The sequence below is a fragment of the Arthrobacter sp. AQ5-05 genome, assembly GCF_003287975.1.
Lineage (GTDB): Bacteria > Actinomycetota > Actinomycetes > Actinomycetales > Micrococcaceae > Paeniglutamicibacter.
On the sequence record NZ_QMKQ01000006.1, the window covers coordinates 34,007 to 50,697 of the forward strand.

The window sequence follows — 16,691 nt, forward strand, 5'->3', positions numbered from 1 at the left end:
GGAAACCCTTCAACTTTTCGGGGTGCAACAAAGGTGTTGCACCTGCACAAATGAACGTGGCCGAGGTCCGAGCACCCTGGTGCCGGAACGCTCGGCCACATTGGCAATGCGGAAGTGGATACTAAAGCGCCAGTTCGCGCAGGACGACGTCGGCCAGCGACTGCGCCAGGGAGCTGGCCATGGCGTGCGAGGTGGCCTCGACCATCACGCGGACCACCGGCTCGGTTCCCGAGGGGCGCAGCAGCACGCGGCCGCTCTCACCCAGTTCGGCCTCGGCTGCGGCGATCGCGGTGATCAGTGTCTTGTTGCTGGGCGCGGCTTCCTTGTCGACACCCTTGACGTTGATCAGCACCTGCGGAAGCACCGTCATGGCGGCGGCAAGCTCCTTGAGGGTCTTGCCGGTGGCGTTGACGCGGGCTGCGATGTGCAGGCCGGTCAGCACCCCGTCGCCGGTCGTGGCGTGGTCTGCGAAGATCACGTGGCCGGACTGTTCCCCGCCCAGGTTGTAGTCGCCGGTGCGCATGCCCTCAAGCACGTAGCGGTCGCCCACTCCGGTCTCCAGGATGGTGATGCCTGCCTCGCGCATGGCGATCTTCAGGCCGAGGTTGCTCATCACGGTGGCCACCAGGGTGTTGTCCTTCAGGACGCCGCGTTCCTTCATGTCGGCGGCCATGATCGCCATGATCTGGTCCCCGTCCACGACGGTGCCTTCGTGGTCGACGGCCAGGCAGCGGTCGGCGTCGCCGTCGTGGGCGATGCCCAGGTCCGCGCCGTTGTCCAGCACGGCGGCTTGCAGGCGCTCGAGGTGCGTGGAGCCGTAGCCGTCGTTGATGTTGATGCCATCGGGTTCCGCGCCGATGACCACGACCTGGGCTCCGGCGGCGTTGAAGACCTCCGGGGAGCATCCGCTGGCCGCACCATGGGCGCAGTCCAGGACGATCTTCATGCCTTCAAGGCGGTTCGGCAGCGTCTGCAACAGGTGCATGATGTAGCGGTCCTCGGCGTCCGCGAACCTGTTGATGCGTCCCACATCCCCGCCCACCGGGCGGTACTTGGGCTTGTCGAGGGCCGCCTCGATGGCGTCCTCGAGGGCGTCGTCGAGCTTCTTGCCGCCGCGGGCCAGGAACTTGATCCCGTTGTCCGGGGCGGGGTTGTGCGAGGCGGAGATCATGACGCCGAAATCGGCACCCAGATCCGCGACCAGGTACGCCGCCGCCGGCGTCGGAAGGGTCCCCGCATCGTGCACGTCGACGCCGGAGGCTGCAAGCCCCGCCTCGATTGCAGCAGAGAGGAAGTCGCCACTGATCCTCGGATCCTTGGCCACCACCGCCACGGGCCTGCGCCCGTCATGTATTTTCTCGTGCCCCAGCACCATCGCGGCGGCCTGTGAAAGCGCCATCGCCAGTTCGGGGGTCAGAAGTTCGTTTGCTTTTCCTCGGACACCGTCGGTCCCAAATAACCTTGCCATCGTCATCCATCATAGGGCCAGGAATCCCCGAAGTCCGGCATCTGCGGGGTTTATCAAGGCATTCTTTGTCTAATCATGTGCCATATCCCACTAAGGCATTGCGCCTTAACGGGCGAAGGGCCCCGGCACGAATGCCGGGACCCTTCGGTGCCGGGTGGAAACCCGGCGCAAGCGGTTTAGCGCTTGGAGAACTGCGAAGCCTTGCGAGCCTTCTTGAGACCAGCCTTCTTGCGCTCGATGACGCGGGCGTCACGAGTCAAGTAGCCGGCCTTCTTGAGGGCGGCGCGGTTGTTGTCGCGGTCGATCTCGTTCAGCGAGCGGGCGATGCCCAGGCGCAACGCACCGGCCTGGCCCGAGGGGCCGCCACCGTGGATGCGTGCAATGACGTCGTATGCGCCGTCCAGCTCGAGGAGCTTGAACGGTTCGTTGACGTCCTGCTGGTGCAGCTTGTTCGGGAAGTAGTTGTCCAGCGAGCGGCCGTTGAGGGTCCACTGGCCGGTGCCCGGAACGACGCGCACGCGGGCAATTGCCTGCTTGCGACGGCCGACTGCTGCACCTGCAACGGTCAGTGCCGGACGTTCCTTGACTGCTTCTACCTCTACGGCAACGGTCTCCGAGGTGTACGAAGTCGGAGCTTCACCCTCGAATTCAGTGATCTCTTCAGTGTTCTGAGCCACGATAATCTCCTAAAGTCTTGTTCTCGGGGCCCAGCGCTACTGCGCGACCTGGGTGATTTCGAAGGTCTGCGGCTGCTGCGCAGCATGCGGGTGCTCGGCACCGCGGTAGACCTTCAACTTGGACAGCTGATCTGCAGCCAGCGAGTTCTTCGGGAGCATGCCCTTGATGGCCTTCTCCACTGCCTGGACCGGGTTCTTTTCAAGAAGCTCGGCGTAGGTAACGGACTTCAGGCCGCCCGGGAAACCCGAGTGGCGGTAGGCGCGCTTGTTTTCGAGCTTGGCGCCGGTGAGGGCAACCTTCTCGGCGTTGATGATGATGACGTGGTCGCCCATGTCCATGTGGGGGGCGAAGGTAGCCTTGTGCTTGCCGCGCAGCAGGGTTGCGGCCTGGACGGCGAGGCGGCCAAGTACAACGTCGGTGGCATCAATGATGTGCCACTGGCGGGTCTGGTCAGCCGGCTTTGGAGTGAACGTACGCACTGTAATTGCCTTTGTTTATTGGTTACTGGTCAAGCACACTTTTGGTCAGCGGCTGTGAGATCCGTTGTCCTTGAACGTGCTGTGTTCGATGCGCTGTACCAGTTCGCCAGGTGAGGACTGAAAAGACCGGCCGTCCATGAATGTTCGCAATCCCAGCAGACCAGTGGCTCTGCAACTGAGCCGTCACGCGGAGAAGGTTGTGTCGAACAAAGGACACGCACAACAGCCGTTAGTCTATCGGATTAACCCCGACACCACCAAAGCGTGCGCCGTGAACCGCGCTACGCGTGCGTGATTCGCCTCTCACCACCCGGGGCGGGGCACCGGAGCGCGGGTCTTTCCGCTATTCCAGCGACACTCCCCCGATGGGGATGCCCACGTCGTGCGGAAGGCGCCTGGCCCGGGTGAGCTCGGCACGGGCCGCCGCCTCGCGCCCGTCGGGGTAGGCGACTTCCTCGAGCACCAGGGCCCGGGGATCGGCCAGCAACGTCTTGGAATCGCGCAGCTCCTCGGCGAGCCGGGTGGCAACCCAGCCGGGTTCCTCCCGCCCGTCGCCCACCAGCAGGCACGCCCCGATGAGGGCGCGGACCATGTTGTGGCAGAACGCGTCGGCCTTCAGGTGCGCCACCACGATGCCGCGCTCGTCGCGGGCGAAGGAGAACTCGGTCAGCGTGCGGATGGTGGTGGCATGGTCCCGCGGCTTGCAGAACGACAGGAAGTCGTGGCGGCCGAGCAGGCTTTTCGCCTCGGCGTCCAGCAACTCCGCATCGACCTCGCGCTTGTGCCACATCGTGTAGGCGCGCGAGAGCGGGTCCCAGCTTCCGGCGCCGTCGGCGATCCGGTAGGAATAGCGCCGCCACAGCGCGGAGAACCGCGCGTCAAACCCGGCCGGGGCGACCTCGGCCTGGTGGATGAGGATGGCACCGCGTTCCCGGGTCAGCACCCCGCGCAACCTGCGTACCAGTGCGCGTTCCGGGGAGATGGCCGCGCCACGGGGCAGTGTCTCGAACTCGTCGGCGGTCAGGTCGAAATGGACCACCTGGTTCCGGGCATGGACCCCGGCGTCCGTGCGCCCGGCCACGGTGGTGCGCACGGGTCGGCGCAGGAGCATGGCCAGGGCCGCTTCCACCACGCCTTGCACCGTGGGAAGGCCCGGCTGGATGGCCCAGCCGTTGTATCCGGTGCCGTCATATCCCAGGCGCAGGCGCATGCGCACCAGCGCCGGCTCGGTGGGGCTGGAACTGGGGGCCAGTGAGGGATCCACCGAATCAATGGCGGGAATCAACATGTTTCAATCCTAGATCCACGCGCCGGCCCGCTGCGGGACGGCGCCGTTTAAAGCCATTGGCCCGGTGCATTTCCCCCGTAATCGGGGAAGCCGCACCGGGCCAATGTATTGGCTGTTGCCAAGGTGACAAGGACTAGGCCTTGTTCTCCTCTGCTGCCTCGGTCTCAACGACCTCGGCGGTTTCGGTTGCTTCGGTCTCGACGACCTCTTCAACCGGAGCAGCCACTGCGGCAGCCTTTTCGGCTTCCTTCACAACGGCCTGCTTCGGGGAAACCGGCTCCATGACCAATTCGATGACAGCCATCGGGGCGTTGTCGCCCTTGCGGTTGCCGATCTTGGTGATGCGGGTGTAGCCACCCGGACGCTCGGCCATGAGCGGTGCGATGTTCTCGAACAGCTCGTGAACGATCAACTTGTTGGTGCGGCTGCGCGAGGCAATGACTGCCTGGACGCGGCGACGCGAGGCCAGGTCTCCGCGCTTGGCGAAGGTGATCAGGCGCTCTGCGTGCGGACGAAGGCGCTTGGCCTTGGTCAGCGTGGTGGTGATGGATTTGTTCTCGAACAGCTGCGCGGACAGGTTCGCGAGCATCAAACGCTCGTGAGCTGCGCTGCCGCCGAGACGCGGACCCTTGGGAGGGGTAGGCATAGTGTTCTCCTAGTATGGTGGCCTTTGCGCCCGGGGCCCCGGTGGGAAACCGGGCGCAAAGGTTTAAGTTCTATAGCTGGTGGGCCAAGAAGTCTTAGACTTCTTCCTCACCGTAGACGTCATCGTCGCCAATGGCGGCGGCACGTGCTGCAAGATCGAAGCCCGGAGGGGAATCCTTCAGGGCCAGACCCAAATCGATCAGCTTCGCCTTGACCTCGTCGATGGACTTCGCACCGAAGTTACGGATGTCCATCAGGTCGGCCTCGGAGCGTGCAACGAGTTCACCCACGGAGTGGATGCCCTCACGCTTGAGGCAGTTGTACGAGCGAACCGTCAATTCGAGATCCTCGATCGGCAGTGCCATGTCGGCTGCGAGTGCGGCGTCCGTCGGGGACGGGCCGATCTCGATTCCTTCAGCGGCGGTGTTCAGCTCGCGTGCCAGGCCGAACAGTTCAACCAGGGTGGTGCCGGCGGATGCAACTGCATCGCGCGGGAGCATCGAGTCCTTGGTTTCGACATCGACGATGAGCTTGTCAAAGTCGGTGCGCTGCTCGACACGGGTGGCCTCCACGCGGAAGGTCACCTTAAGTACCGGCGAGTAGATCGAATCCACGGGGATGCGACCGATCTCTGCGTCCACGTTCTTGTTCTGCGCTGCAGAAACATAACCGCGGCCACGTTCGATGGTCAGTTCCATGTCGAACTTGCCCTTCGCGTTCAATGTCGCGATGTGCAGGTCCGGGTTGTGGAATTCCACGCCGGCTGGCGGGGTGATGTCGGCTGCGGTGACGACGCCCGGGCCCTGCTTGCGCAGGTAGGCGACGACCGGCTCGTCATGTTCGGAGGACACTGAGAGATTCTTGATGTTCAGAATCAACTCGGTGACATCTTCCTTCACACCGGCTACGGTGGTGAACTCGTGCAATACCCCGTCGATCCGCACACTGGTGACAGCTGCACCAGGGATGGAGGAGAGCAGGGTACGGCGAAGCGAGTTACCCAGGGTGTAGCCGAAGCCAGGCTCCAACGGTTCAATTACGAAACGGGAGCGGTTCTCCGCTACGACTTCTTCGGTCAGGGTAGGGCGCTGTGCAATGAGCACTTACATTTCCTTTCAGCGAGCGTCCGCTATATGACGCAACACAGGGGGTGGAAACGACGTATGCCTCGTCGGCGTTCGTCTGGTTCGGTCTGGCTTGCCGTGGCGATCATGCCGCCGCGCCCAACCCCCTTGCGGGGGAAAGACGCGGCGGCATCAAAGCCAGACAGTCATTATTAGACGCGGCGACGCTTTGGCGGGCGGCAGCCGTTGTGTGCGCTTGGGGAAACGTCCTGGATGGACCCAACCTCAAGGCCAGCAGCCTGCAGCGAGCGGATCGCGGTTTCGCGTCCCGAGCCGGGGCCCTTGACGAAAACGTCGACCTTGCGAAGGCCGTGCTCCTGTGCGCGCTTTGCAGCGGCCTCGGCGGCCATCTGTGCGGCGTACGGAGTCGACTTACGCGAGCCCTTGAAGCCAACCTCGCCGGCCGAGGCCCACGCGATTACAGCACCGTTCGGATCCGTGATGGAAACGATGGTGTTGTTGAAGGTGCTCTTGATGTGCGCCTGGCCGAGCGGGATATTCTTTTTGTCCTTGCGACGCGGCTTACGCACCGCTCCACGAGTCTTGGGGGGCATACTTACTCCTACGAGAAATTTGGCTTAGTGATGACCGCTAGATTTAGCGAGTCTTCTTCTTACCGGCGACGGTGCGCTTCGGGCCCTTGCGGGTACGAGCGTTGGTCTTGGTGCGCTGACCGCGGACCGGCAGGCCCTTGCGGTGGCGGATGCCTTCGTAGGAGCCGATTTCAACCTTGCGGCGAATGTCAGCTGCCACTTCACGGCGGAGGTCGCCCTCAACCTTGAAGCTTCCTTCAATGAAGTCACGCAGCTGTACCAGCTCAGCGTCGGAGAGATCCTTCACGCGAGTGTCCGGGTTGATCCCGGTCTCGGCGATGGTCTGTTCTGCACGGGTCTTGCCCACGCCGTAAATGTATGTAAGCGCAATGATCACGCGCTTTTCGCGCGGGATGTCTACGCCAGCTAGACGAGCCATATGCTGTCTACCTTTCGATATTCGGAGGTCTAAAGCAGTACAATCCCGGGTGTTCCCGGTCCGCGGCCTCCGTGCCGTGGGTATGCATCGCGCGATGGATGCTGTACTGCCGATTTCATTACTACGCGCAGGATTTCCCGTAAGGGAAATTAGCCCTGGCGCTGCTTATGGCGTGGGTTTTCGCAGATCACCATGACCACGCCATTACGGCGGATCACCTTGCACTTATCGCAGATCGGCTTCACGCTAGGGTTAACCTTCAAGGCAATTTCCTTTTGCGGTTGCGGTTTCAAGTGGAGCGTAATTACCTTCGTCGCCCTTCCCCGCAGGGAAGAATGGCAAAAATCTTTACTTGTAGCGGTAAACGATACGTCCGCGGTTGAGGTCATACGGACTGAGTTCCACCACTACGCGATCCTCAGGGAGGATTCGAATGTAGTGCTGACGCATCTTTCCCGAGATAGTTGCAAGTACAACGTGCCCGTTGGGCAGCTCAACACGGAACATCGCGTTGGGCAGTGCCTCTGACACGGTGCCTTCTACCTCGATGACACCCTCTTTCTTGGCCATATCCTCCGCTAACTTTTGTTGCTGGCGATATTTACCGCCAACAGATTTATGGTCTCGGTCATCGATCACAGAGGTACCCGCGGCAAGAGCTTTTGGGCACCAAGGAACAGACAACCAACAGTCAAGCCTACGCGGTAGATGGCTTAAAGGGAAACCGGAAGGGTCAACCTATTTTGTTAGGTTGACCACATTCCCCTCGCGCCACCTGGTGCGCCGGAATGCGGACCGTCGCTAGGAAACGATCGGGGACGGGACGACGCCGTACGGCGCAAGCCCTGCCGCTCCACCGTCGTGGGCCGTCAGTACCCAAATTCCACCCATGTGTACGGCCACCGAGTGTTCCCACTGCGAGGCGCGCTGCCCATCGACGGTCACCACGGTCCAGTCGTCGGCCAACACCTTGGTCTCAAGTCCCCCGCGCACCAGCATCGGTTCGATGGCCAGGCACATGCCCGGCTTCACCCGGGCGCCACGGTGTCCGGTGCGGTAGTTCAGGACATCTGGCGCCTGGTGCATCTCCGATCCGATGCCGTGGCCCACGTAGTCCTCCAGGATGCCAAGCGGAGCGCCCGGGATCCCGGAGACGAAGTCGTCGATGGCGTCGCCGATCGCACCCACAAAGCGTGCCTCGGCCAGCGCGGCAATCCCCCGCCACATGGCTTCCTGGGTGATGTCGGACAGGCGCTGGTCCTCGGCGGCTGCCGTGCCGACGATGACGGTGCGTGCCGAGTCGGCATGCCAGCCGTCGACAATGGCTCCGCCGTCGATCTTCAGCACGTCTCCGTCGGCCAGCGCATACTCGCTGGGGAACCCGTGGACGACCTCCTCGTTGACCGAGGCGCAGATGGTGGCCGGGAACCCGTGGTAGCCCTTGAAGTTGCTGGTGGCCCCGTGGCGTTCGAGCACCGAGGCGAAGACCGCATCCAGGTGGGCGGTGGTCACGCCGATTTGCGCGGCGGCAACGGCTTCGTCCAATGCCTCGGCCAGGACCAAGCCCGCCTCGCGCATCTTCAGGATCTGCCCGTTGGTCTTGTACTCGATCTTGCGTTGGCTGAAAGCCATGGTGTGTATGTCCCTTTCCAAAGACGTTGCTACACGTCATTATCGCAAAAAACCGCGGGGATGGCGGCACTGGTGTGCCGGTCCCCGCGGTTCTTGCGTGTGTAAGCGATTTAGACGTTCTGTCCCAGCGCGTCCATGACGCGGTTGGTGACTTCATCGATCTCGCCGATGCCGTCGACCAGGCGCACGATGCCGCGCTCCTGGTAGCGGTTGACCACGACGGCGGTTTCCTCGTGGTAGAGGCCCAGGCGGTGGCGGATGACCTCTTCGTTGTCATCCGCGCGGCCCTCGATCTGCGCGCGCTTGAGCAGGCGGGCGACGAGCTCCTCGTCGTCGGCGGTCAGCTGCAGCACGGCGTCGAGCTGCACCCCGGCGTCGGCCAGGATCGAGTCAAGCTCGTCGACCTGGGCGCTGGTGCGCGGGTAGCCGTCCAGCAGGAAGCCGTCCTTGACGTCGTCCTGGGCCAGGCGGTCGCGCACCATCGAGTTGGTGACCGAGTCGGGAACGAAGTTCCCGGCGTCGATGTACTTCTTGGCCTCGACGCCCAGCGGGGTTCCGCCCTTGACGTTGGCGCGGAAGATGTCGCCGGTGGAGATGGCCACCACATTGAGGCGCTCGGAGATGCGGTCCGCCTGGGTGCCCTTGCCGGCACCGGGTGGTCCAATGATCAACAGTCTTGTCATCGCAGAAGTCCTTCGTAGTGTCGCTGCTGCATTTGTGCGTTGATTTGCTTGACGGTCTCAAGACCCACACCAACCATGATGAGGATCGAGGTGCCGCCAAATGGGAAGTTCTGATCGGCGTTGATCAGCACGAAGGCAATCAACGGAATCAGGGCCACGAATGCCAGGTAGAGGGCACCGGGGAAAGTGATGCGGCTGAGGATGTACTCGAGGTACTCGGCCGTCGGGCGTCCTGCACGGATGCCCGGGATGAATCCTCCGTACTGCTTCATGTTGTCGGCAACCTCGGTCGGGTTGAACGTGATCGCGACATAGAAGTAGGTGAAGCCGATGGTCAGCAGCGTGTAGGCAACCATGTACAGCGGGGACGAACCGGAGAAGTTCGTCTGTACCCACAGCGCCCAGTCCGGCAGCGTGCCGTCGGCGCGCGTGTTGAACTGCACGACCATCGAGGGCAGCGCCAGCATCGAGGATGCGAAGATCACCGGGATCACGCCGGCCATGTTGACCTTGATCGGGATGTAGGTGGAGGTTCCCCCCACGGTGCGGCGCCCGATCATCCGCTTGGCGTACTGCACCGGGATGCGGCGCTGGGATTGCTCCACGAAGACGACCAGGGCGATGACCGCCAGGCCGATGAGGATGACTCCCGCGAAGACGCCCCAACCCTGCGAGGTGGCAATGGCGCCCATGGCCGCGGGGAAGCCCGAGGCGATGGACACGAAGATCAACAGCGACATGCCGTTGCCGACGCCGCGCTCGGTGGCCAGCTCGCCCATCCACATGATCAGGCCGGTGCCTGCCGTGAGCGTGAAGATCATCAGGATGATGACCCAGAGGTTGTCCTCGGGCACGATCGGGAGCTGGCAGGAGGGGAAGAGCATTCCGCTGCGTGCCAGCGAAACCAGCGTGGTTGCCTGCAACAGGCCCAGCGCAATGGTCAAGTACCGGGTGTACTGGGTCAGGATGGCCTGTCCGGCCTGTCCTTCCTTGTGCAGTTCCTCGAAGCGAGGGATCACCACACGCAGCAGCTGGACGATGATGGAGGCCGTGATGTAGGGCATGATGCCCATGGCGAAGATGGAGACCTGCAGCAACGCGCCGCCACTGAACAGGTTCACGAACTGGTACAGGCCGCCGGTGGTGTTACCCGCGGCAAGGCACTGTTGGACGTTGGAGTAGTCCACACCGGGTGCAGGGATGTAGACACCTGCACGGTAGATCGCAATGATGGCGAGCGTGAACAACAACTTGCGTCGCAGGTCAGGCGTCCGGAATACCCGGGCAATGGCGCTGAACAAGCGTCCTCCTGATTGATGGTGGCCGGGGGTACCCGGGGGGTTGACCTATCGATTCTATCGGGTGGTGAGCGTTACACACCAAATGAACCGCGGCTGAGGCTGTAATCATTCCCCGGCTGATCGATATTTTCAGCGGGAAACCACCTTCGAACCATGCCCACGGCATAACTGGATGCCGGCCGGTTCCCGAAGGTGTAGTGCGGCAAGAAAAAAGGGGTGTCCCCGGGAATCCGCTTAGCGAATTCCGGGTCCACCCCTTCTCACTGTGTGATCAAGAGACCACGTAGCTTAGAGCTCTACTGCAGAGCCGCCGGCTGCGACGATCTTTTCCGACGCGGACGAGGAGAAGGCGTTGACCTTCACGTCGACCTTGACGGTCAGTTCGCCCGAGCCAAGGACCTTGACGGGCTCGTTCTTGCGAACGGCGCCCTTCGCGACCAATGCCTCAACGGTGACTTCGCCACCTTCGGGGAACAGCTCCGAGATCTTGTCCAGGTTTACAACCTGGAACTCGACGCGGAACGGGTTCTTGAAGCCGCGAAGCTTCGGAAGGCGCATGTGCAGCGGCAACTGGCCACCGGCGAAGCCGGCCTTGACCTGGTAGCGCGCCTTGGTGCCCTTCATACCGCGACCAGCGGTCTTACCCTTGGATGCCTCACCACGACCCACACGGGTCTTGGCCTTCTTGGCACCTTCGGCTGGACGCAGGTGGTGTACCTTCAGTGCGTTTTCTTTTTCAGCCATGATTACTTCGCCTCCTCAACCTTTACGAGGTGCGGAACCGTGTTGACCATGCCTACGGTGACGGCGTCGGCGGTACGGACCACGGTGTGGCCGATGCGCTTCAGACCGAGCGAGCGAAGGGTGTCGCGCTGGTTCTGCTTGCCACCAATGGTGGACCTTATCTGGGTGATTGTCAGAGTTGCGTCGCTAGGGACAATGTTCTTCGCCACTATTACGCACCTGCCTTCTGGTTCTGGATGTTCCAGAGCATCTGTGCCGAAACAACTTCTTCCAACGGCAGGCCACGACGTGCTGCTACTGCCTGAGGCTCTTCAAGGAGCTTCAGCGCGGCAACGGTGCCGTGGACAATGTTGATCTGGTTGCTCGAGCCCATGGACTTCGACAGAACATCGTGGATGCCTGCGCATTCCAGTACGGCGCGAACCGGACCACCGGCGATAACGCCGGTACCCGGAGCAGCCGGACGCAGGAGGACAACGCCGGCAGCGGCTTCACCCTGCACCAGGTGCGGGATGGTGGTGCCGACGCGGGGAACGCGGAAGAAGGACTTCTTGGCTTCTTCAACGCCCTTGGCGATTGCTGCCGGAACTTCCTTGGCCTTGCCGTAGCCAACGCCAACGAGACCGTTGCCGTCACCCACAACCACAAGCGCGGTGAAGCTAAAGCGACGACCACCCTTGACGACCTTGGATACGCGGTTGATGGCTACAACGCGCTCAAGGAACTTGTCCTTGTCATCGTTGCGGCTATCCTTCGAATCGCGGCCTCGGCCACGACCCTCGCCACGGCCACGGCCTTCGCCGCCACGTCCACGGCCTTCGCCGCGAGCGGCTCCGGCCTTGTCAGCGGCAGGAGCAGTCGCGACTGCCTCAGTAGCTTCAGACACCTGAGTTTCCTTCTTGTTAGTTGCTTCGCTCACAGCGCCAGCCCACCTTCGCGTGCACCGTCAGCAACAGCAGCCACGCGACCGTGGTACTTGTTGCCACCGCGGTCGAAGACCACGGATTCGATGCCTGCGGCCTTGGCGCGCTCGGCGACGAGCTCACCAACGCGCTTGGCCTTGGCGGACTTGTCACCTTCGAAGCCGCGCATGTCGGCTTCCATGGTCGAGGCGTAAGCAAGGGTGGTGCCCTTGCTGTCGTCAACGACCTGGACGAAGATGTGGCGTGCCGAACGGTTGACGACCAGGCGCGGACGCACCTCGGTGCCGGTGATGCGCTTGCGAACGCGCAGGTGGCGACGGCCGCGTGCGGCTGCCTTGCTCTTACCCTTGATTCCGAGAGCCATGGTTACTTACCAGCCTTTCCGACCTTGCGGCGGATGATTTCGCCAGCGTACCGAACGCCCTTGCCCTTGTACGGGTCAGGCTTGCGGAGCTTGCGGATGTTGGCGGATACTTCGCCAACCTGCTGCTTGTTGATACCCGAAACGGTGATCTTGGTGTTGCCCTCGACCACGAAGGCAATGCCCTCGGGAGCCTCGACAACAACCGGGTGCGAGAAGCCCAGGGCGAACTCGAGGTTCGAGCCCTTTGCTGCAACGCGGTAACCGGTACCGTGGATTTCGAGCTTCTTTTCGTAGCCAGCGGTGACACCGATGATCATGTTTTCGATCAGGGTGCGGGTCAAGCCGTGCAGCGAACGCGAATCGCGCTCGTCGTTCGGGCGGGACACGGTTACGGTGTTCTCTTCGAGAACAACTGCAATCGGGCTTGCTACGGTGTGGTTCAGTTCGCCCTTGGCGCCCTTGACGGAGACAACGTCGCCATCAATCTTGAGCTCAACGCCGGCAGGAACAGTGATCGGAAGACGTCCAATACGTGACATGGTTTCTTTCTCCCTTTCCCGTTACCAGACGTAGGCGAGGACTTCCCCACCTACACCCTTCTTGGCTGCCTGGCGGTCCGTGAGGAGACCGGAGGACGTGGACAGGATTGCAATGCCGAGGCCACCAAGGACGTGCGGCAAATTGGTGGACTTTGCGTATACACGCAGGCCCGGCTTCGAAATACGGCGGACGCCAGCGATTGAACGCTCGCGGCTCGGGCCGAACTTCAGGGTGATGGTCAGCTTTTTGCCAACCTCCGCTGCTTCTTCAACGAACGAGCCGATGTAGCCCTGTTCCTTGAGGATCTGGGCAACTCGCACCTTCAGCTTCGACGACGGCATGGAAACCGTGTCGTGGTAAGCCGAGTTGGCGTTGCGCAGACGAGTCAGCATATCTGCGACAGGATCTGTCATTGTCATTTGGGCTTCTGCCCTTCCTCGCTACGGTTTCCGCGCAAGCGCGGACCTGCAACGTAGTTGATCTAGTTGGCGGTCTTGAACGGGAAGCCCAGGGCCTTGAGCAAGGCGCGGCCTTCGTCGTCGGTCTTCGCGGTGGTCACTACGGTGATGTCCATGCCGCGAACGCGGTCAACGGAATCAACATCGATTTCGTGGAACATGGACTGTTCCGTGAGACCGAAGGTGTAGTTGCCGTTGCCGTCGAACTGCTTCGGGCTCAGGCCACGGAAGTCACGGATACGCGGCAGTGCCAGCGTAACCAGACGATCCACGAATTCCCACATGCGATCTCCGCGCAGGGTGGCGTGGGTACCAATCGGCATGCCTTCGCGCAGCTTGAACTGTGCGATCGACTTGCGTGCCTTGGTTACCAACGGCTTCTGGCCGGTGATGGCGGTGAGGTCGCGGACTGCGCCTTCGATGAGCTTGGAGTCCTTGGCGGCTTCGCCGACACCCATGTTCACAACAACCTTGACCAGGCCAGGGACCTGCATCGGGTTGGCGTAGTTGAACTCGCTCGTCAGGACTTCGCGGATTTCAGACTTGTACTTGGCCTTGAGGCGGGGCTGGATGTTCACAGCTGCTTCAGTCATTACAGTGCCTTTCCGGAAGACTTGGCGAAGCGAACACGGACGGTCTTGGACACGCCGTTCTTCTCCACGGTTTCCTCGCGGAAGCCAACGCGGGTCGGCTTCTTGGTCTCCGGGTCAACGATTGCGACATTCGAGATGTGCATCGGGGCCTCAACGACCTCAATGCCACCGGTCTGCGTGCCACGCTCGGTCTGGCCGGCCTTGGTGTGCTTGGTGACGCGGTTGACGCCCTCAACAAGAACGCGCTGCGCTGCGGGGAATACCTTCAGCACCTTGCCCTGCTTGTTGCGGTCGGAACCGGCGATGACCTGAACAAGGTCACCCTTCTTAATTTTTGCACCCATGGTTACAGCACCTCCGGAGCCAGGGAAACGATCTTCATGAACTTCTTGTCGCGAAGTTCACGCCCAACCGGTCCGAAAATACGGGTTCCGCGGGGCTCGCCGTCAGCCTTGAGGATGACAGCTGCGTTCTCGTCGAATTTGATGTAGGAACCGTCTATACGACGGCGCTCCTTCTTGGTGCGAACGATGACAGCCTTCACGACGTCACCCTTCTTTACGTTTCCGCCAGGGATTGCATCCTTGACGGTAGCGACGATTACGTCGCCGATGCCTGCATAGCGACGGCCAGAGCCACCGAGAACACGAATGGTAAGGATTTCCTTAGCACCGGTGTTGTCGGCAACCTTCAGTCGCGATTCCTGCTGAATCACTTTTTACTCCTGTCGTCTCGCTGGTTCTCCTAGGGAGCCTTGCGGAACGGATATGGTCCATCTCAGCTTCTGCTTACCCCCACCTCCATACACCGCTGTTCGCAACGCACGAATGCGCAACAACATGATGCTGGGGAAGCAGGGCCGAGGCTTGGGCTCAGAGCTGTGCCGCACAACCTTCCGGGCCCGTAAAAAACCCTCCGGCTGCACTGTGCTTTACGCAGGAGGTGGATAGTCCCCATACTTAACGCGCACAGAATAAAAAGTCTACCGCAAGAATGCGTGATCCCGAAACCGTGTGCTATGGGGCAAAATGGGGTCCTTGGTCACAAGCATCCGCGGCGATTCGGGTGCCGACGGCCAGTCGCCCACCGGCAGAAGGCCAGCTTGGCCACGATCCCGTGGTGGTCCGTTCCTGCCACCGCAATGCGCGCGGAGTCCATGACGCCAAGGCCGCGCACCGGCACATGGTCGATGGCGGCAAAGGCGGGAACGGCGCCGTTGGCCGGCCAGGTTACGGTGGCCAGGGGGCCGAACGCCGGGGAGGCCTCGGAAAATCCGTGCGCGGGTGCCCGAAACCCGGGGTGCGTCCTGGTGACGTTGACGTCCCCCGCCAGCACCAGCGGCAAGTCGGCATGTTGCCCCGCCCGGCGTTCCACGGTGGACAAGGTGTCCGCCCAGGATGCCGGGCCGTGGGTAGGTGGCACCGGATGGATCCCGGCCACGCGGATCCGGCCCGCCCGCGGGTGGTCGATAACCGCCACCGGTACCTCAAGGAGCGCGCCGGCCGATTGCCTGGCCGCCGCTGCCTCGGAACGCATCGGGTGCCGGGAGAAGATGACCGTGTCCACGGCTCCTCCGGTGACCACGAACCCGGTCCTGTGGTGGTACTGCCACTTTGGCAGGGCCGTGCCCAATGACCGCGGCATCGCCTCGCTTGCCTCAACCGGCACCAACACATCCGGGGCTGACGCGATGATCACATCGGCAGCCATCGACGGATCGGCATTCCCACGCCCCGCGTTCAGGGACAGCACCGTCACCGGTTCGCCCGGAGCACACGCTCCCCCGGCAACGGGTTGGAGCGCGGGGACCAACGACACGGCCGCGCACACCAGCAGCACCGCCGCTGGAATCCAGACGTGTCGAAGGACCAGCACCAGGTTGAGGGCCAGCGTGGCCACGCCAAGAACCGCAAGCACGGCCTGAAGCACCGCCGGGGACCTGGAAGCGCCAACGTCCAGGTTCTTCCCGGACCGCCAACAGCACCCCGGCAAGAACCACGGGGATCATGCCACGGTTCTTGGGTGCACGACCTGCCCACGCCCGTCCTGCCCCGGCGTTGGCCATCGCGTGGCTCCCAACCGATTGTGTTGAAGCCTGCCGCCCCGGGTCCCGGCCAAGGCTCCCACGCTGCCGGCGGTGTACCGCGGGAACGCAAAACACCCCGGCACCGGCTGGATAAATCCAGCTGTCCCGGGGTGTTGAGCTTGGTTCACGTCAGGGTGAAAACCAGCGAAAGGGCTTACTTGGCCTTTTCGAGGATTTCCACGAGGCGCCAGCGCTTGTCGGCAGACAGCGGGCGGGTCTCGGCGATGAGAACGAGGTCGCCGATGCCGGCGCTGTTCTCTTCGTCGTGAGCCTTGACGTTCTTGTTGCGACGCATGACCTTGCCGTAGAGGGCGTGCTTTACACGGTCCTCGACGTCAACGACGATGGTCTTCTGCATCTTGTCGGAAACCACGTAACCACGGAGGGTCTTGCGGTCGTTGCGCTCTGCAGCTGCATCCACGACGTTATCCTTCTCGCTCATTACTTGGCTTCCTTGCTCTTCTTGGTCTCTTCGACCGGCACTACAACGTCGGGACGAATGCCCAGCTCGCGTTCGCGAAGCACGGTGTAGATACGAGCGATGTCGCGCTTGACAGTCTTCAAGTTGCCATGCGATTCGAGCTGACCGGTGGCCGACTGGAAACGGAGGTTGAACAGCTCCTCCTTGGCCTTCTTGAGCTCCTCGACCAGACGGGCGTTATCAAAGCCGTCCAGTGCTTCGGTTGCTAGATCCTTGGATCCGATTGCCATTC

Annotated in this window: 25 protein-coding genes; all 25 read right to left on the reverse strand. The window is 62.3% G+C overall.

Features of this window, described 5'->3' with window-relative positions:
• Window positions 1–121 precede the first annotated feature (121 nt).
• Entirely contained in the window at window positions 122–1,468 is a 1,347-nt protein-coding gene (gene glmM / locus DQ353_RS07830) for a phosphoglucosamine mutase (protein WP_113762217.1), read from the reverse strand.
• A gap of 176 nt (window positions 1,469–1,644) precedes the next feature.
• Window positions 1,645–2,145 (reverse strand): 30S ribosomal protein S9, encoded by a 501-nt coding sequence (gene rpsI / locus DQ353_RS07835; protein WP_113762218.1) that lies wholly within the window; start codon window positions 2,143–2,145, stop codon window positions 1,645–1,647.
• 36 nt (window positions 2,146–2,181) lie between these two features.
• The gene (rplM, locus tag DQ353_RS07840; RefSeq protein ID WP_071212959.1) at window positions 2,182–2,625 is read right to left on the reverse strand and encodes a 50S ribosomal protein L13; all 444 of its coding nucleotides are present in this window, start codon (window positions 2,623–2,625) and stop codon (window positions 2,182–2,184) included.
• Window positions 2,626–2,968: 343 nt separating this feature from the next.
• The gene (gene truA / locus DQ353_RS07845; protein ID WP_113762219.1) at window positions 2,969–3,913 is read right to left on the reverse strand and encodes a tRNA pseudouridine(38-40) synthase TruA; all 945 of its coding nucleotides are present in this window, start codon (window positions 3,911–3,913) and stop codon (window positions 2,969–2,971) included.
• 133 nt (window positions 3,914–4,046) lie between these two features.
• Window positions 4,047–4,559 carry a 50S ribosomal protein L17 gene (gene rplQ, locus DQ353_RS07850; protein ID WP_113762220.1) on the reverse strand — a complete coding sequence of 171 codons (513 nt, stop codon included), beginning with the start codon at window positions 4,557–4,559 and terminating at the stop codon, window positions 4,047–4,049.
• Between the two features lie 94 nt (window positions 4,560–4,653).
• Window positions 4,654–5,661 carry a DNA-directed RNA polymerase subunit alpha gene (locus DQ353_RS07855; RefSeq protein WP_071212957.1) on the reverse strand — a complete coding sequence of 336 codons (1,008 nt, stop codon included), beginning with the start codon at window positions 5,659–5,661 and terminating at the stop codon, window positions 4,654–4,656.
• A gap of 173 nt (window positions 5,662–5,834) precedes the next feature.
• Window positions 5,835–6,236: a 30S ribosomal protein S11 gene (rpsK, locus tag DQ353_RS07860; RefSeq protein ID WP_113762221.1), complete on the reverse strand. Its 402-nt coding sequence runs from the start codon at window positions 6,234–6,236 to the stop codon at window positions 5,835–5,837.
• Between the two features lie 43 nt (window positions 6,237–6,279).
• Window positions 6,280–6,654: a 30S ribosomal protein S13 gene (gene rpsM, locus DQ353_RS07865; RefSeq protein WP_113762222.1), complete on the reverse strand. Its 375-nt coding sequence runs from the start codon at window positions 6,652–6,654 to the stop codon at window positions 6,280–6,282.
• Window positions 6,655–6,803: 149 nt separating this feature from the next.
• Window positions 6,804–6,917 (reverse strand): 50S ribosomal protein L36, encoded by a 114-nt coding sequence (rpmJ, locus tag DQ353_RS07870; protein WP_013349661.1) that lies wholly within the window; start codon window positions 6,915–6,917, stop codon window positions 6,804–6,806.
• Window positions 6,918–7,002: 85 nt separating this feature from the next.
• Window positions 7,003–7,224, reverse strand: a complete 222-nt coding sequence (gene infA, locus DQ353_RS07875; RefSeq protein WP_068731548.1) for a translation initiation factor IF-1 — start codon at window positions 7,222–7,224, stop codon at window positions 7,003–7,005.
• A gap of 231 nt (window positions 7,225–7,455) precedes the next feature.
• Window positions 7,456–8,286: a type I methionyl aminopeptidase gene (gene map / locus DQ353_RS07880; RefSeq protein ID WP_113762223.1), complete on the reverse strand. Its 831-nt coding sequence runs from the start codon at window positions 8,284–8,286 to the stop codon at window positions 7,456–7,458.
• 110 nt (window positions 8,287–8,396) lie between these two features.
• Window positions 8,397–8,969, reverse strand: coding sequence for an adenylate kinase (locus DQ353_RS07885; RefSeq protein WP_113762224.1), 573 nt, complete (start codon window positions 8,967–8,969; stop codon window positions 8,397–8,399).
• A complete protein-coding gene (gene secY, locus DQ353_RS07890) occupies window positions 8,966–10,270 on the reverse strand; it encodes a preprotein translocase subunit SecY (protein WP_113762225.1) in 1,305 nt (434 codons plus the stop codon). The genes DQ353_RS07885 and secY overlap by 4 nt, the downstream gene beginning before the upstream one ends.
• Before the next feature lie 288 nt (window positions 10,271–10,558).
• Window positions 10,559–11,014 carry a 50S ribosomal protein L15 gene (rplO, locus tag DQ353_RS07895; protein WP_113762226.1) on the reverse strand — a complete coding sequence of 152 codons (456 nt, stop codon included), beginning with the start codon at window positions 11,012–11,014 and terminating at the stop codon, window positions 10,559–10,561.
• Between the two features lie 2 nt (window positions 11,015–11,016).
• Entirely contained in the window at window positions 11,017–11,223 is a 207-nt protein-coding gene (gene rpmD / locus DQ353_RS07900) for a 50S ribosomal protein L30 (protein ID WP_113762227.1), read from the reverse strand.
• A 2-nt stretch (window positions 11,224–11,225) separates the two neighbouring features.
• Complete coding sequence (gene rpsE / locus DQ353_RS07905; protein ID WP_113762228.1) at window positions 11,226–11,933, reverse strand: 30S ribosomal protein S5; 708 nt, start codon at window positions 11,931–11,933, stop codon at window positions 11,226–11,228.
• The gene (gene rplR / locus DQ353_RS07910) at window positions 11,930–12,301 is read right to left on the reverse strand and encodes a 50S ribosomal protein L18 (protein WP_113762229.1); all 372 of its coding nucleotides are present in this window, start codon (window positions 12,299–12,301) and stop codon (window positions 11,930–11,932) included. The genes rpsE and rplR overlap by 4 nt, the downstream gene beginning before the upstream one ends.
• Before the next feature lie 2 nt (window positions 12,302–12,303).
• Window positions 12,304–12,840, reverse strand: coding sequence for a 50S ribosomal protein L6 (rplF, locus tag DQ353_RS07915; protein ID WP_113762230.1), 537 nt, complete (start codon window positions 12,838–12,840; stop codon window positions 12,304–12,306).
• A 21-nt stretch (window positions 12,841–12,861) separates the two neighbouring features.
• The gene (rpsH, locus tag DQ353_RS07920; protein WP_071212946.1) at window positions 12,862–13,260 is read right to left on the reverse strand and encodes a 30S ribosomal protein S8; all 399 of its coding nucleotides are present in this window, start codon (window positions 13,258–13,260) and stop codon (window positions 12,862–12,864) included.
• 62 nt (window positions 13,261–13,322) lie between these two features.
• The gene (gene rplE, locus DQ353_RS07925) at window positions 13,323–13,892 is read right to left on the reverse strand and encodes a 50S ribosomal protein L5 (RefSeq protein WP_113762231.1); all 570 of its coding nucleotides are present in this window, start codon (window positions 13,890–13,892) and stop codon (window positions 13,323–13,325) included.
• Window positions 13,892–14,236, reverse strand: coding sequence for a 50S ribosomal protein L24 (gene rplX / locus DQ353_RS07930; protein ID WP_071212944.1), 345 nt, complete (start codon window positions 14,234–14,236; stop codon window positions 13,892–13,894). Before rplX ends, rplE begins: the two co-directional genes overlap by 1 nt.
• Before the next feature lie 2 nt (window positions 14,237–14,238).
• Complete coding sequence (gene rplN / locus DQ353_RS07935) at window positions 14,239–14,607, reverse strand: 50S ribosomal protein L14 (protein WP_113762232.1); 369 nt, start codon at window positions 14,605–14,607, stop codon at window positions 14,239–14,241.
• A 326-nt stretch (window positions 14,608–14,933) separates the two neighbouring features.
• Window positions 14,934–15,809, reverse strand: a complete 876-nt coding sequence (locus DQ353_RS07940) for an endonuclease/exonuclease/phosphatase family protein (protein ID WP_181578294.1) — start codon at window positions 15,807–15,809, stop codon at window positions 14,934–14,936.
• 323 nt (window positions 15,810–16,132) lie between these two features.
• Window positions 16,133–16,420: a 30S ribosomal protein S17 gene (gene rpsQ, locus DQ353_RS07945; protein WP_113762234.1), complete on the reverse strand. Its 288-nt coding sequence runs from the start codon at window positions 16,418–16,420 to the stop codon at window positions 16,133–16,135.
• A complete protein-coding gene (gene rpmC / locus DQ353_RS07950; protein WP_113762235.1) occupies window positions 16,420–16,689 on the reverse strand; it encodes a 50S ribosomal protein L29 in 270 nt (89 codons plus the stop codon). The genes rpsQ and rpmC overlap by 1 nt, the downstream gene beginning before the upstream one ends.
• Window positions 16,690–16,691 lie beyond the last annotated feature (2 nt).